Origin of the sequence: Afipia felis ATCC 53690 (assembly GCF_000314735.2) — a bacterium.
Taxonomy (GTDB): Bacteria; Pseudomonadota; Alphaproteobacteria; order Rhizobiales; family Xanthobacteraceae; genus Afipia; species Afipia felis.
In genome coordinates this window covers 1-13,540 of the sequence record NZ_KB375272.1, presented here as the reverse complement: position 1 = coordinate 13,540, position 13,540 = coordinate 1, and the positions used below count along the sequence as shown (strand labels likewise).

Below are 13,540 nucleotides of genomic sequence, written 5' to 3'. Positions count from 1 at the left end.
TGGTGGGCGATGTAGGGCTCGAACCTACGACCCGCTGATTAAGAGTTATCGGCCTCTCAAGGTAATTCAGTGGGTTAGCGGTCGCACAACCGACGCCGACCGGGTCATTTCAGCCTTTATATGGGCAAGGGTCGCACGCGGTCGCACGGCTACCCCTGACCGGGAACCAGCCCCTTTTCGATTCGCTCGAGCCGCCGCTCGACCCGGTCGAAGGCCTCCTTCATGTCCTCTTTAACGTCCCGCGAGATCTCGCGATAGGCATCCCACGTCATGTACGTTTCAGCCGCCTTGATGCGATACTCGAGACCTTCCGCCCGCATGTCATGCATCTGCTGGCGGATCCCCATGATCGCATCATGTGTCACCGCCTCGGCCGCGTTCTGCTTCTCGCCGACTTCCTTGCGAAGCTCGGCGATATCCTGCGTCAGGGATTTGTCGAGCTCAGAGAATTGGGCGGACAAGCCTCGTCCGCCGCCAAAGATCAGATGACCGACCGTCACCAGCAAGGCCAGGCCGGCGAGGATGGTCGACGCGTTTTCCATCGTCAGCCTTGACCAGCCGCGGCGGGCGGCTTCTTCTTGAATTTCGCTTTCACGCGCGACCAGACGCCGGGCTTCTTCTTCGCAGGTGCCTGCTGCTCGACAGCGTTCACAGGACCAGACAACGGCTTGTCCCATTCCGGCGGCCGTTCTGACGGACGCTCCCAGCCGCAACCTGCAACCCCGGCTTCCGTCTGTTTGTCGACCCACTGCTGATCGTAATCGGTCTTGCCGAGCACGCGGAATTGCGGTCGATCGAACGCGGCGCAGGCGCCGGCCTGGCCGTCGCCTTTCGTCCCAGTCATCGACGAAAAATCTTTGTTACCGCTCGCACAGCCCGCTAGTAGCATTCCAGCGGCTGCCAGCGCGATAACACTCATCAATGACCTTCTTGGCCTGTTTGACATTTTGAAGCGCCCCCTCGTCCTGCGCGGCGATGCGAGCGGCCATCCGCTCCTCCCCGACGCCAATCCAATGCGACCGGATCATCAGCACGGCGATGACGACGGCGATCACGAGCACCGCCCACAGGATCATCCGCAGCGTGATCTTGGCGACCAGATCGCCGACAAATGCTGAAATCAATTGAGCCTCCCGGTGTTGTAGTCGCGCACCGTCGTCTGCAGCGTCTTGCGCGCGCTGTACCAGGCGAGCAGCGCAACGGCTCCCAGCAGCAGAAACCAGACCTCCGGCGGGATGTGCGACAGCGCACCACGAACGAATTGCAGCTTGTCGCGTGCGGCCTCGAAATATCCGGATACGCTCGATCCGGTGAGCCCGATCGCCGCAAAGCCGGCGGTGATCCTTGCCCAGAACCGTTGCAGCAGGCCCTGCCGTACCGCCTCGACCCTTGGCGCGAGATCCTTTGCGGTCGTATTGGCGCGCTGCGATGCAATCGGGCGCTGCCAGCCCTCACCGATCGCCCGGCTCAATTCGGCGGTGACGGCCGGCGAGATCGTCCCGTCGGTCGGCTGGCAACGATCGTTCATGAACGCAGCGATCGCGCCCCGCGTCTTTCCGCCCCAACGGCCGTCGACGTCGCCCACCTCGTAGTAGCCGAGCTGATCGAGCTTCTTCTGCACCAGCTCGACGTCGACGCTGTATCCTGCGGATGAAACGCCTGACGGCGACGGATGGTCCTCGGCGAATTCGACGGCCGGCGTATCGTCGCCGACCGGCGACACATCCAGCAGCGCCACGGGAGCGCTGAAAACCGGCGGTGGCGATAGCGGCTCACGGCCGCTATTGTCGACGAATTCGAAATGCATGGGATCTTTGCGGTCGGTGTACCAGCCGCCCCACATCGCACCCTGCCGGCAGAACGCATCGATGACGAACTGCGGCATGTTTCCTTTGGCGTAGAGGCCATTCTCCTCGGCGTTGAGATCGATCGCGGCCGCATAGGCGTGGTTCGACCATTTCGTCGCCGAGCCGCGCACCATGCGCCGATTGTAGGCACCTGCGAATTTGGAGACGCCAGCGGCGTCGATCTTGGCCTGGTCGTGCTGGCAGTAATCCCAGATCTCGTTCAGCGCAGCGAGCAGCGCGGATGCGCACTTGCGATGGAACATGATCGTCTTGATGCGGCGGCCTTCGTAGTACATCGCAAACGGCGGCGTGACCGGCACCATTTGCGGCGCGACGGCCCGCTTGCCGGGGTCTCCGTAGAAGGCATTGCGCGCTGTCTGGTTGTCTTTCGGCCATTGTGTCATGGCCCGCAGCATGCCGTCGAACGGCCCGCGTCAACCGTTGAGGATCTCGGGCCAGACAGCCTTGAGCGCGTCCAATGTCTGCGCAGCCTCGAGCGCCGGATCTGCGGTAACGTCACGCAAAGCCTGCTTTTGTGCCACGATCGCCGATGTATCTGCGCCTGTTTCCAGTACACGCTGGAAAGCGACATCGAGCGCGGCCAGTTTTGGCCCGCGCGCATCACGCATCCGGCCGCGCTGGATCTCGCGCGCCTTGCTGATATCAATCGTGATCGACATCCTGGCTCTCCTTGGGCGCCTGGCTTTCCCGCAATTGCGCGAGCGCGGCCGCCTGCTGTGCTGCCCAGGCATCATGACCGATGCCATGTCCGTCCGGGTTGCTGAAATCTGCAACCCACGCATCGCTGAAACTGAAGTCCTCGGGAACGTCGGCGTCGTCAACGATCAGAAACGGCAGCCCCGCAGGCACGTCCTTAAGCGCGACCTGATCGACAGGCAGCTCTCCTGTTGGGAAAACGACGGCGACTTTGCCGTCGATCGGATAGATAATTTTGGTCACGTCGCCTCCTCAATCAAAGATTACGACATAGCAATTGCCGTCTCGCGTAGATGCACCTGCGGAAACGCAAACACCGACGCTTGTAGTAGCGAGAGAACTGTTCTGCGTTTCGAATGATACGCCAAGGCCTGCGCTTTCATGTATGCAGCCAGCGACAACGTAGCTAGTGTCGGCCATTGCCGTGGTGAAATTGACCGTGTATCGGCCGGTGGCGGTTCGCGTCACTGACGAGACGTTGTAGGATTTAACGATTGCGCCGGTGCTGCCGGTGATGCTTACCCAGGCCTTCGCCACGCTGGCATCATCGCGATCGATCCGGCGCCATGCGCCCCATACGCCAGACTGCATCGTGCGCTCATAGGAAGCGCGCATACCCGTCACTGCAGTTGCACGCTGATAGAGATAGGCCGTACCATCCCATGAAAGGACTTGTAGAGAGAAATAGTCTGCCACACGCCCGTCCGGCGCATTGGCATTGGTGCCGCCACCAACAAAGCCGTATAACCCTGTTACCAAAACACTGTTGAAGTCAGTACCGGCTGGAAGCGCGTAGCCTACCAGCGTCGGCTGCGGATTGATTTTAGCGGTGCCACCTGACAGATCCCATTTCATCTGCGCGTTGTCGGCAACCGGGAGACGGCCCGTGAAAATCTTGCCATTCGAAACATCGATCAGCCGCTCGGCAGGCAACGGAATGCCATTACGATAGGGCTGGATCGTCGTGGGATTGATCGACCACGTTCCCGCAGCGGCGAGGCCTGCCGGATAATCGAGATAGCCGAGAACCTCGAACGATTTCGAAGCCACGGCTGTGCCAGTGTAGAACACGCCGGAGTTGTCGGCCGCGCCCGCGCCGCCCTCCGCCGTCGAGCTCGCGAGCGTGTCCGTTCTGAGCAACGGCAGCTCGGATGCACCCAGGAGGCAATTGACGATGCCGAGCCTGAACGTACCGCCATCGTCGAATGCCACCAGCCATAGCCGAAAAGCAACGGCAGCGCCGCTGACCCCGAGCGACGATCCGTTCGACACAACAAACGATGTCGCGGCCGTCAGCGTGTAGACGGTGAAGCCGCCGGCGGCGAGCGAATTGTTGCGGATCTTGATCAGCACCGGATCGAGCGCTGATGGATCGTTGCCCGCCAGCGTCTTGATCTTCACGGTGAGCGCGCCACCAGACACACTGGTCGAGATCGTGCCGTTGATGATCGAATAGCCCTGCGACGAGGCGGCCAGCGTCATCGCGATGACGGAGCCGGAGCCGACAGACGAGCCGACAGTTTGCGCGATCAGGAACCAGCGCAGCGCGGTCTTGTTGTAGCGCAGCGTGGCCGAGGTTTTCGGCGCGAGCGTCAACGACGCGCCGCCAAGATCGAAACGGTTGGCCGCGCTCGAGGCCGGGCTCTGGTCGACCAGGCGGAAATTGTTCGCCCCGTTGTTGTAGAGCGTGATCTCACGACCATCGATGTCATCCGTCACCGTCGTCGGCACCAGGCCGGTGACGTCGTGAAAAGCATCCGTCGTCAGCAGCAGCGTGCGCGCATGCTTCTGGTTCGCGGGATTGTAATCGTTGGTGTCAGCGGTGATCTGCGCGGGCGCGGCGCTGTCGGCAATGTTCTTTTTCGCGAGGCGCACAGCACCCTGGGTCACGCCGTCGCCGACGTGCAGCTCATGCTTGTCGGTGTCAAAACCGACCTGCGCCGGCAAAGGCGTGAGCGCTTCGATCGTCGCCGTATTGCCGCGAATAAGCTGTCGCTGAATGCTCATGCATAGATCCCGTCGTCGATCGTGGTATCGGTTGCCTCATTGTAGAAGCCGTCATCCGGCATGCCGAGAATATGCGCGGCCGTGACGGCCGCTGCGGATGCAATCTCGGCCGCTTCGCGATCGGCGGCAGTTTGCGCTGCATCGGCATCGGCGCGATCGGCGGCAGCCTCGGCCCGCTCGGCGCCGGCGGTGCCAGTGTGCAAATCGCTGTAGCTTTTGGTGACGAGATCCTCGGGATCGAGCGGATCCGCTGCCTTGACACGGCGCGGCCGGAAGTCGACCACCAGATCGGACACCGCAAACGGCGTCGGCGTGCGCGCCTGCTTGCTGCGGAGCTCGGCATCCCGCATGGCGCTGGCGTCAGCGAGCCGCTCATGCACCTTTGGATCAAACCGGCCAAGGTTGGTGAAGTCGACTGCCTGCACCGGCGGAGTGATGCGCTCGAACACCAGCGTGAGCGGGGACACCGGAGACGCCTCCGGGAAGGCAACCCGCTGGACCACGGCCATTCCCGACACCAGCGAGGCGGTGAAGTGAATGGGAGACGTTAGCCAGACAGGCAGGCCGTCATCGTCGAGCCAGCCCACATGAACGTCCGCAGAGTCGAGCGCGCGAAACAGGCTCGCAAATTCGCTTTGCGAACCGTCATAGATCACCTCGACATATGGGCTTTCGATCCCGACCGTCATGGCGGACAGCCTATGTCGGGCGGCACGGCGTCAACCGTGGTCTATTGCTGGATACCGATTGCCGCCCCCAGCGCGGGCGCCCGTGCCGGCGTCGTCTCGCCCTGCGGGAACCAGTATTGCTGGCCGTATTCCTTATACGCCCGCTGGGCGCGGCGCGAAAACCCGTTCAGATAGTCCGGGTCGAGCGCGCGATGGAGCTGGTCGAAAATCAGCCGGTCGGTCGCCAGCCGTGAGAACCACAGATTGCTGCCGGGCGTGATGTGCTTGACCAGCTCGATCCCCTTGCCGGCCGCCGACGGCTGACGGTTGACGATGGCATTGCCGAACTGCGAGGCATCGTCGATGAAACCGCCGATCGGGCCGCTGAATTTGCCGGCCACGGATCTATCGGCCGCGCCGGTGACGCCGGAAATCAGGTCGCCGAAATAGCCGGCACCGCCGCCCTGGGCGGCCGCCTGCCACCAGAATTTCGCATGGTGCATGTCGATCGGGTCTTTGCCCTGCAGCATCTGCCGCGACTGCACGATCGCCGCGCCGGCGAGGATGTGCGCGCTGTAAAATAGCGCGTTGTTCAGCGCGCGGTTGCCCGAGACGCCATCCTTCACGGCTAGCGCCATCATGTGCGTCATCACCATGGTCATTGAGAACGACTGGAACATGGTCAGCGATCGCGACACTTCGCCCATGAAGCTGCCGGCGCGGTTGCCCTGCGTGGTGAAACCGCGCACGCGCGCATCCGGCTCGAGCACCGCCATCGCGCGCTCCTGCAGGACGCCCTCGTAAAGCCGGCGCACGCCGTCATCGGACATCGCGCGCGAGCTGTCGAAGAACTTGGCGCCGTGAACTTCGGTCATCGGTATCGCGCGCAGACGATCCCATTCCTTCGCCGAGATCCTGTAGCGATCAAGGAAGGCACGGAATGGCTCCTCGAGCCCCGCATAGCCGGTGTCGGCATTGCGGGCGATAAAGCCGAGGAATTCCATCGTGAAGGCTTTCTTGACGCCTTCCGTCCATGCCGTCAGGCCGGACAACCGGATCACGCCGTCGGCGAGTTTGCGCACGAGCTCGGGCGTGAACATCTGGTCAGTGTAGCGCAGCGTGCCGATCGCGTGGTCGGACATTGCGTGGCCCGTCACCAGCAGACGCGCAGCATCCTCTTTCATCTTGGGATTTTCGGCAAAGATCGTCTCGATCGCGCGGCCGAGCACCTTGCCGCCCTCGAGGCCGTTATAGCGAGAAGCCAACAATGTGGTCACGCTATCGCCGATCGTCGCCGAGACGGTCGCGGTGCCGAGCGAGGAAGCCGCCATCAGCGAACGCAGCGAGCCCATGAAGCCGCCCCAGGCGGCATTCTCGACGCCGTTGGCGCGGCCGGACAGCACCGAATAGGTCCGCTCGATCGCGGCCGCGCTCTCCATGCCGAGCATGCGCGCCGGCTGGAATTTGGAGCGACCCTGCTTGCCGGTATTTTCCCAGGTGCGGGCGTTCTTCTCGAGTATGGCGACGGTCGAGGCATGCTGCGGGCCCAGCATATCGACGAGCGCACCCTCGCGCGCCATCGCGCCGAGGTGGCCGGTCAGCGTTGCGAGGATGTCCTGGCCGGACCCATACTTGTCCTGCAGCGCCATGAAGGCGTCCAAGCCAGCTTTGCCGTCGGCGAAATGGAAAGTGCGCATTTCCTTGGAGAACGCCGGCGCACCACCCGCCTCCGTGATGATGTCGCGTGCCGCCTTGTCGACCAGCTCGCCGATGCGCGCCGTGTTCTGCGCAAACTCAAGCCGTTCCTTGTCGAAGATCTGCAGGCCGCCCGTCTCGATCGCATTGAGAACGTCCTGCTTGAATTCATCGCCCATGCCGAACCGGCGCACGCGGTCGGCCGACCAGAACTGCGGAAGCCGCCAGTTCTCGTTCTCCTCGAAAATCTTGCCGGCCGACTGCACGAATTTCGCGCCCCATTCGGTCGCATCCTTCCAGCCTTTCGCGGCCGCCTTCGCGATCGCGTCGCCGCTGTCGACGCCGAACAGCTCGGCGACGAGATTGCGCACGCCGGCGGTGTCCTGCTTGATGCCGGCGAGCGAGGATTTATAGGCCTCGATACCGGCATTGAATTTCGAAAACAGGATTTCGCGCAACGTCTGCGCGCGGGTGTCGACGTTCTCACCACCAAGGCGGTAGATGTCGCGTGTCAGCACCGCCATGCCGCCGGCGGCCGGGCCCCACGGATGCGCCATCTGCGACTGCTCGGCAGCCGTCTGCCGCTTCACCTGCAGCGCAACGGCGTTTTTCTTCTGCCGGCTCGATTGCATTATCTCGCGTGCCGCCTGCAGCGCCGCCGCGGCATCGGCCTGTGCGGCTGGCATGTCGAGCGAGAATTTGTTCTGATAACGCCGCCACAGCGCATCCGCGCGCGCAGCCTGCGAGCGCGTGAACTTGCCTTGCTTGACGAGCTTGTCGAGACAATCGCGAACGCTCATTTTAGTTTCCACCATTCCCGAAGCTGGATAATTTCTTCTTCATTCAAGCCCGATCGCATCACGTCAGGAAAACCAATGCCCGCCTCGAAAAGCAACGCAAAGAACGTCGTGAGATCGAGCAACCCAAGACAACGCTGAAGCGTGAGGCACTGCACGAAACCTCGCACATAGGCAGCCTTGTCCGCCGTTGGCTGCATAAGGTCTTTCATCGTTAAGCTCATTCGGCCGCCTCCAATCCGATCGCGCAGGCCAGAAGCTCCTTGCCCGCCTGTTCTTCGGCATCGAGCTGCTTCAAGACATCCGCCAGCTTCATGGTGTCGAGCTTGTAGCTGCCATCATCGAGCCGGGTCTGAAAACTGATCTCGGCTTCCGGATTGGCCGCCAGAATGTGCTCGACGTCGTGGTCGAGAGCCTTCGGCACCTCTACATCATCGCCCAGCCGAGCGATCTCGGCCGCCGAAAAGTCCCTGGGAGCCGCATCGACAAGCCGACGATCGGCGCCTATATTGTCACTGAGCGACGACTGGGCCCGGGATTGTGGAGCGGGCCCTTCACTCTCAGGGCTCCGGGCCCTACCCTTGGGAGGCCGCCGCTCACCCCCATAATTAAATCCGTTGAATAGCAACCGCGTTTTCTCGCCGTCCCATTCAGTTTTGATGATGGCGCGGCCGTTGGCATCCGCCAGCACGATCTCCTGCCCGTTTCGCCAGGGCTTCACCCCCTCGTTCGACACCTTCATGCCGCGCAGGCGGTCGCCGATGTTCTCGAGGAAATCGGCGTGCTCCTCAGCCATCTTGGCGATGCCGTAACCGCCGCCCTGGCCGCGCGTTTCGCCGTAGACGAAATCTATAGGTCCGATGTCAGGATGAATGACGGCGCTGTCGACCTGGCCGGTCTTTGCCTCGCGCAGCCATGCGATCGCATCGTCCGGCCGATCATCGAGGCCGACCAGACGCGGCCCGTGCTGCATCTCATCGGCGAGCGTTGCGCCTTGCGGCAAGTCTGGCAAGGGTGGACGCCAACCCTGTGGAGCCGCACCAGGCATTGGAGAGAACAGCTCAACATCAGGTGTTTCCCCGAAAGTTTCCGGGCGTAGAAAGCGCTCGCCGGCTTCCGCCATGCGCGCGTCGAGCGCCTCCGATGCACGCGCAGCCAATGTATCCGTCACAAAGCGCAAATCTTCCGAATGCGCATTGCGGCTCATGACAAGATCGGCCAAATCCTGCGCTTCGCTGCGATCAAGCCGAACGCCGTATCCTTCCTGTGCAAGCCTGGAAATGGACCGGCGGAGATCAGAACCCACAAATTCACGGTGCGAGATCAGCGTTGCTTCGATGGCACTACGCTCACGATCGATGGAGGCGCGCGCGGATTTCGATCCGGACGTGGCCCGATCCTGCACTGCCTGCAAGCGATTAAGGGCCGTCTGACGACGATGCAGCAATGCATCGAGACCCTCGGCCTGCTGCTGCAAAGAGGCCAGTTCGCGCGCATTGCCCGCTTCGGTACCGCCGAGCGTTTGCGTTATCAGATCACGTTCACGCTCGAGATCGGACCTGCGAGCCGCCGACAAGGCTGGAGCTTGCAGATCCTGCTCGATCGCAGCCAGACGCCCTGCGGTTTCCGGATCATGTGACAGCGCATCAATACGCCCCTGCAACGCATTGCGCTCGCCCTGAATTTCGGCAACGTCTCTGCCTAACCCATCAAGCACGCCGCCCCGGTCAATATTGGCGACCTCGCGGCCCGTGATCTCGACATCGCGTTTTTCGAGAACTGTGCGCGCCGATGCCGCGCGCTCCTCGAATTTCCCTACGCTTTTGGCGATATCGGCAAGCTGCACCTCGGAGAGAGCCACTGCATTTTCTGGGATACGGAACTGCTCGCGATATGCCCGTATGACGGCTGGATCGGTTGACGCAATGACAGGCTCGCCACTCACAAGTGCTCGCGTCGCTGCGGTCAAATTATCGCGATGCATCGTATCGCCGGCTGCCGCCGGAAACGGGTTGGTAGCGTTGAGCTGCGCCTCCGATGTCGCTGCGTTCAGATCCTCACGCGCGGCCGTCGGCAGCGTCTTGCCGCCAGCCTTGAATAGTTTTCCCAGCGCAGCGAAACCACCACCCAGCAGGCCGCCGGCAATCGTGGCACCGAGGATCTCGCCCGGGATCTCGCTCGAGGAGCCCGGCGCGGCCGCCTCGCGATTTGGCGCGGCGATCGCAGCCGACGCCGCAGCGGTGCCGCCCCCGATCACAGCGAATTCCAAGGCGCGCAGCGCGATGCCGGCTTCGCCGACGCCGCCCAGCGGCAGCGTCGCGACCAGCACCGGATCCTTAAAACCCGCCGCCAGCGCGCCTGTAAGGCCGCCCAGCATGCCGCCCCACGTCGTTTCGCGCGACTGCATGGCGGCGGCATCGTCGTGAGCCTTCCGCATGCGGTCGAGCGCCATCTGGTTGATGCGCTCATCCGTCAGCGGCGACAGGTAATCGAGCCCGGGATATTTTTCCTGCAGCTTGGCCTGCGCCTCGTTGAAAACCTCAAGCGGCGGCCGGGTTGCGCCGTACATCTGCAGCTCGCCCGAGGGCTCGGCCAGAGACGGCAAGCGTTCGCCGGTTTTCTGGTAGATATCATCGGCATAATCGCCGAGCGCCCGCGTGCGCGCGAGCTGGTAGCCGATCGAATTGTTGAATTCCGTGCCGCTGCGCCAGGCGACATCGAATGTCTCGCCGAAACCTGCCGGCAGGAAACGCGCCGCGTTGTGCGCGACATCCTGATCGGCGGCGGCGAGCTGAGACGCGAACAGATCGAGGCTCATGGCAGCGGCGCCGCGTTGGTGAATGGATCGATGGAGCGTTGCACCGGCTGACGGCCGCGCAGATCCAGCACAAACGGGGTTCCGCCTTTCGTGACGGCATACTGCGGATTGGCGTTGTCCTGGTTGAGCTGCAGATAATAGGTGCCGTCGGCGCGCGACTGCAGCTTTCCGGATCCGCGCACGTAATCGGCGGTGATGTGTTTGCCGCTGGTGGTCTGGGCACCCTTGAGATTGTCATCCGTCAGGCCGGTCATCACGCCGTCGAAAACGCGCTGATCCATGCCACGCGCCGGCGCAATCAGCGGTGCACCGTTGTGGTAGAGCACGCCGCCGGTCACATCGCTGATAGCCTGCTGCAAGCGGGACGAACTGACGGCGCCCGTGGTGTCTTTCGCCTGCGCCGACAGGAACGCATAGCGAGCGTCGATCGCGGCCGACAGCGCGGCGTAAGGCCCAGACGGATCGGTACGGGCTGCGCGGTTGAACATGCCGAGCGGCAGATATTGGTCCTTCTGCACCTGATACGCCTTAGCGTTGGCATCGGACCCGCTCGGCAAATATCGCTTTTCGGCATCCTGCGCATTCATGCCCTCGATGATGCTTTGCGCAACATCGGGGGCGCTGTTGTAGAGCCCGGCCGCGATCGTCAACGCGGGGGTCTGCGACTTCGAATTTTCGCCCTTGATGATCTGAGGCAGCACCGCCGACAGGCTGTCCGGAGACAGACCGCGCGCGAGCGTGCCGAGGATCTCGCCGCGCTCCTGCGGTGTGGCGTCAGCATAACGCTGTTTCCAGCCCAGCGCCTCCTGCTTGGTGAAGGGCGAGCCGTTGCCGCCGAACACCCGATTGGCGGTCTGTGCCTGGGCGTCGCGATTTTTCAGGGCACCGATCAGATTGTCGTCGAGCGGTGCATCCGGCTTGATCGGCTCGAGCGTGTAATACCGGGCGCCATCCTGACCGCCCAGCGTCACCGGCTCGACGTCACGACGCTTGATCTGCTCATCACGCACCGCCTTGAACGCGGTGAGAGCATTCGTCTGGTCCTGCGTCACATTCGCGCCCGGTGCAGAAAGGCGCGCTTCCATATTGTGGATCGCGGTGTCGAGATCGACCGGCGGTGTCGACCAGGCCCGCCGAACCATCGGCTGCATACGGAGAGCGTAATCGAGATCGCGCAGCCGACCGGCCGCAGCAGCATCCCCGCGATTGGCGGCATCCTGCTGCGCGGCCTGGTAGGTCTGGATCCGAGCCGGCGCGACGTCATAGCCATCCTTGAGGAGCTGCGTCAGCGGGTCGCTCGAGGCAACCGCGGCGGCCTGCGCCTTCACGATGGTGTCCTCGCGGGCTTGCTGCTGCTGCAGCACGGAGCCGACAGAATTCACGGCGGACAGCGCGGCCGTCGGCGAGGAAAACTTGACGTCCATCGGCGCACCGAAGCGGCCATACAGCTTCGCCAGATAGTCCTGCGTTTCCTTGATGTCGACGACGCTGGCAATCTGCTGCGGCGACGGCGCGGGCCCGAACTTGTCCTGGGCGATCTTCTGCCAGTTATCGGCGCGACCAGGACCGGCATTGTAGGCCGCGGCGGCCAGAACCACGTTGCCGTTGTAGCGCGACACCATCTGGTTCCAGTAGGTGCGACCAAGCCGGAGATTGAGATCCTGATCGTCGAGCAGACGCTGTTTCAGCGCATTATCATCGAGCGCGGCGACATCCTTCAGGCCCAGCCTGCCCGCCACCTCACGCGCCGTATCCGGCATGATCTGGGTTAGCCCAAGCGCACCCTTGGGCGACACCGCTTTGGGATCGCTATCACTCTCGATCGGCACAATGCCGTTGTCGAAAATCTTCTGGCCGGCCATCGGCGTGATGACGCGGCCGGCCGCGAGCGAAGCAGCCTCCGGATGAAACGCAGCAGTGTTAGTCAGTTGCGACGTCGCGGCCGCATCCGCGCGCTGTTCGGCGGCGACCAGATAGGATGCCCGTTTGGTCGGATCCAACCCGGAAAACTTCGCGGGATCGTTCAGCGCCACGACAGCGGCGGCAGGATCGGTCTGCACCAACTTGATGATGTCGGCGCTGTCGAGATTGTTCTTGAACAGCATGCCGCGCTGCACGGCATTTTCGGCGGTGATCCAGCCGGCGGCGCGCAGCCGCTCGACATCGCGCGCATAACGCTCGATGACGGCCTGCCGCTCCGGTCCCTGCGCATCGATCGCCTCGGCAAGCGACGCCTGCCCGTTCTGGTCGAGCGCGGCGACGTTGATGTCCGCCTGCCGCTTGAACTGCGCCGTCTGCACCTTGTTCGACGCGGTGATGGTATCGCGCGTCATTTCGAGGCTGGTCTTGGCACGCAAGGTCGGATCGTCGATCCCCTCGAGGCGATTACGCTGCGCGTAAGTGATGTCCTCCTGAAAACGCTGCCCGGCTGTGGTGTAGTCCGGATCCTTGCTGTAGCGATCCGTCAGCTCGGCACGGTCCTGCAGAAAGCCGGCCATCGCTTCCGAGGCCTTGGTGTTTTGCTCCCCCTCGGCCAGCTTCGTCGCGACGGTCGTGAGCTCGGCACCAAGGCCTGACAGCGCCTTGCCGATAGCCGACGTGTCGCCGAAATGCGGCATCGGCTGCAGCGGGATCGGCTGGATCGACGGTGACGGCGCGCCGCCGAGCGTGACACGTTCCTGATAGTCGGGCAGTCCACCAGCCATGAATTAAGCTCCCGTAAGGCCAGCAACCGGATTGAACCCGAAACTCGGAAAGCTGAAACCACCCTTTGAAAGACCGGCCGCACCGCTCAGAAGCGCTGTTCCCGCACCGAGAATGCCGGCGGTCATGTCGGCATCGCCCTTGATGCGCATACCGATCGACGACACGAGGTTCGACAGCGAATTCGCTTCCTGTCCGGCGACCTGGCCGCGAATATTCGCTGCCGTCGTCTGGGCATTGGCCGCCTCGATCGCGGCGCCGGCGCGCGTCAGATTGACATCGGTTTGC

At 63.0% G+C, this 13,540-nt stretch carries 13 protein-coding genes; all 13 read right to left on the bottom strand.

Going from position 1 to position 13,540, the window contains the following annotated elements; all coding sequences use genetic code 11:
- Positions 1–149 precede the first annotated feature (149 nt).
- Entirely contained in the window at positions 150–542 is a 393-nt protein-coding gene (locus tag HMPREF9697_RS19875) for a hypothetical protein (RefSeq protein WP_002719059.1), read from the bottom strand.
- Between the two features lie 2 nt (positions 543–544).
- Positions 545–844: a hypothetical protein gene (locus tag HMPREF9697_RS19870; RefSeq protein WP_040308467.1), complete on the bottom strand. Its 300-nt coding sequence runs from the start codon at positions 842–844 to the stop codon at positions 545–547.
- Between the two features lie 16 nt (positions 845–860).
- The gene (locus HMPREF9697_RS19865; protein WP_002719057.1) at positions 861–1,124 is read right to left on the bottom strand and encodes a hypothetical protein; all 264 of its coding nucleotides are present in this window, start codon (positions 1,122–1,124) and stop codon (positions 861–863) included.
- Positions 1,121–2,251: a M15 family metallopeptidase gene (locus tag HMPREF9697_RS21130; RefSeq protein WP_157223259.1), complete on the bottom strand. Its 1,131-nt coding sequence runs from the start codon at positions 2,249–2,251 to the stop codon at positions 1,121–1,123. The genes HMPREF9697_RS19865 and HMPREF9697_RS21130 overlap by 4 nt, the downstream gene beginning before the upstream one ends.
- 30 nt (positions 2,252–2,281) lie before the next feature.
- A complete protein-coding gene (locus HMPREF9697_RS19855; RefSeq protein WP_002719055.1) occupies positions 2,282–2,527 on the bottom strand; it encodes a hypothetical protein in 246 nt (81 codons plus the stop codon).
- The gene (locus HMPREF9697_RS19850) at positions 2,511–2,807 is read right to left on the bottom strand and encodes a hypothetical protein (RefSeq protein WP_002719054.1); all 297 of its coding nucleotides are present in this window, start codon (positions 2,805–2,807) and stop codon (positions 2,511–2,513) included. Before HMPREF9697_RS19850 ends, HMPREF9697_RS19855 begins: the two co-directional genes overlap by 17 nt.
- Before the next feature lie 9 nt (positions 2,808–2,816).
- Positions 2,817–4,571, bottom strand: a complete 1,755-nt coding sequence (locus HMPREF9697_RS19845; protein ID WP_002719053.1) for a hyaluronate lyase N-terminal domain-containing protein — start codon at positions 4,569–4,571, stop codon at positions 2,817–2,819.
- Positions 4,568–5,260: a hypothetical protein gene (locus HMPREF9697_RS19840; protein WP_002719052.1), complete on the bottom strand. Its 693-nt coding sequence runs from the start codon at positions 5,258–5,260 to the stop codon at positions 4,568–4,570. The genes HMPREF9697_RS19845 and HMPREF9697_RS19840 overlap by 4 nt, the downstream gene beginning before the upstream one ends.
- Positions 5,261–5,301: 41 nt before the next feature.
- Complete coding sequence (locus tag HMPREF9697_RS19835; RefSeq protein WP_002719051.1) at positions 5,302–7,734, bottom strand: hypothetical protein; 2,433 nt, start codon at positions 7,732–7,734, stop codon at positions 5,302–5,304.
- Positions 7,731–7,955 (bottom strand): hypothetical protein, encoded by a 225-nt coding sequence (locus HMPREF9697_RS19830; RefSeq protein WP_002719050.1) that lies wholly within the window; start codon positions 7,953–7,955, stop codon positions 7,731–7,733. Before HMPREF9697_RS19830 ends, HMPREF9697_RS19835 begins: the two co-directional genes overlap by 4 nt.
- Positions 7,952–10,549 carry a hypothetical protein gene (locus HMPREF9697_RS19825; protein ID WP_002719049.1) on the bottom strand — a complete coding sequence of 866 codons (2,598 nt, stop codon included), beginning with the start codon at positions 10,547–10,549 and terminating at the stop codon, positions 7,952–7,954. The genes HMPREF9697_RS19830 and HMPREF9697_RS19825 overlap by 4 nt, the downstream gene beginning before the upstream one ends.
- Positions 10,546–13,254 carry a transglycosylase SLT domain-containing protein gene (locus HMPREF9697_RS20230; RefSeq protein ID WP_002719048.1) on the bottom strand — a complete coding sequence of 903 codons (2,709 nt, stop codon included), beginning with the start codon at positions 13,252–13,254 and terminating at the stop codon, positions 10,546–10,548. The genes HMPREF9697_RS19825 and HMPREF9697_RS20230 overlap by 4 nt, the downstream gene beginning before the upstream one ends.
- Positions 13,255–13,257: 3 nt before the next feature.
- On the bottom strand, positions 13,258–13,540 hold a 283-nt coding region (locus HMPREF9697_RS19815; RefSeq protein WP_002719047.1), incomplete at its 5' end, for a hypothetical protein.

Coding starts and splice junctions, on each gene's coding strand:
- HMPREF9697_RS19845 (WP_002719053.1), bottom strand. CDS start 4,571: ATGAGCATTCAGCGACAGCTTATTCGCGGCAATACGGCGACGATCGAA.
- HMPREF9697_RS19855 (WP_002719055.1), bottom strand. CDS start 2,527: ATGTCGATCACGATTGATATCAGCAAGGCGCGCGAGATCCAGCGCGGC.
- HMPREF9697_RS19835 (WP_002719051.1), bottom strand. CDS start 7,734: ATGAGCGTTCGCGATTGTCTCGACAAGCTCGTCAAGCAAGGCAAGTTC.
- HMPREF9697_RS19830 (WP_002719050.1), bottom strand. CDS start 7,955: ATGAGCTTAACGATGAAAGACCTTATGCAGCCAACGGCGGACAAGGCT.
- HMPREF9697_RS19825 (WP_002719049.1), bottom strand. CDS start 10,549: ATGAGCCTCGATCTGTTCGCGTCTCAGCTCGCCGCCGCCGATCAGGAT.
- HMPREF9697_RS19875 (WP_002719059.1), bottom strand. CDS start 542: ATGGAAAACGCGTCGACCATCCTCGCCGGCCTGGCCTTGCTGGTGACG.
- HMPREF9697_RS19840 (WP_002719052.1), bottom strand. CDS start 5,260: ATGACGGTCGGGATCGAAAGCCCATATGTCGAGGTGATCTATGACGGT.
- HMPREF9697_RS19870 (WP_040308467.1), bottom strand. CDS start 844: ATGACTGGGACGAAAGGCGACGGCCAGGCCGGCGCCTGCGCCGCGTTC.
- HMPREF9697_RS20230 (WP_002719048.1), bottom strand. CDS start 13,254: ATGGCTGGTGGACTGCCCGACTATCAGGAACGTGTCACGCTCGGCGGC.
- HMPREF9697_RS21130 (WP_157223259.1), bottom strand. CDS start 2,251: ATGACACAATGGCCGAAAGACAACCAGACAGCGCGCAATGCCTTCTAC.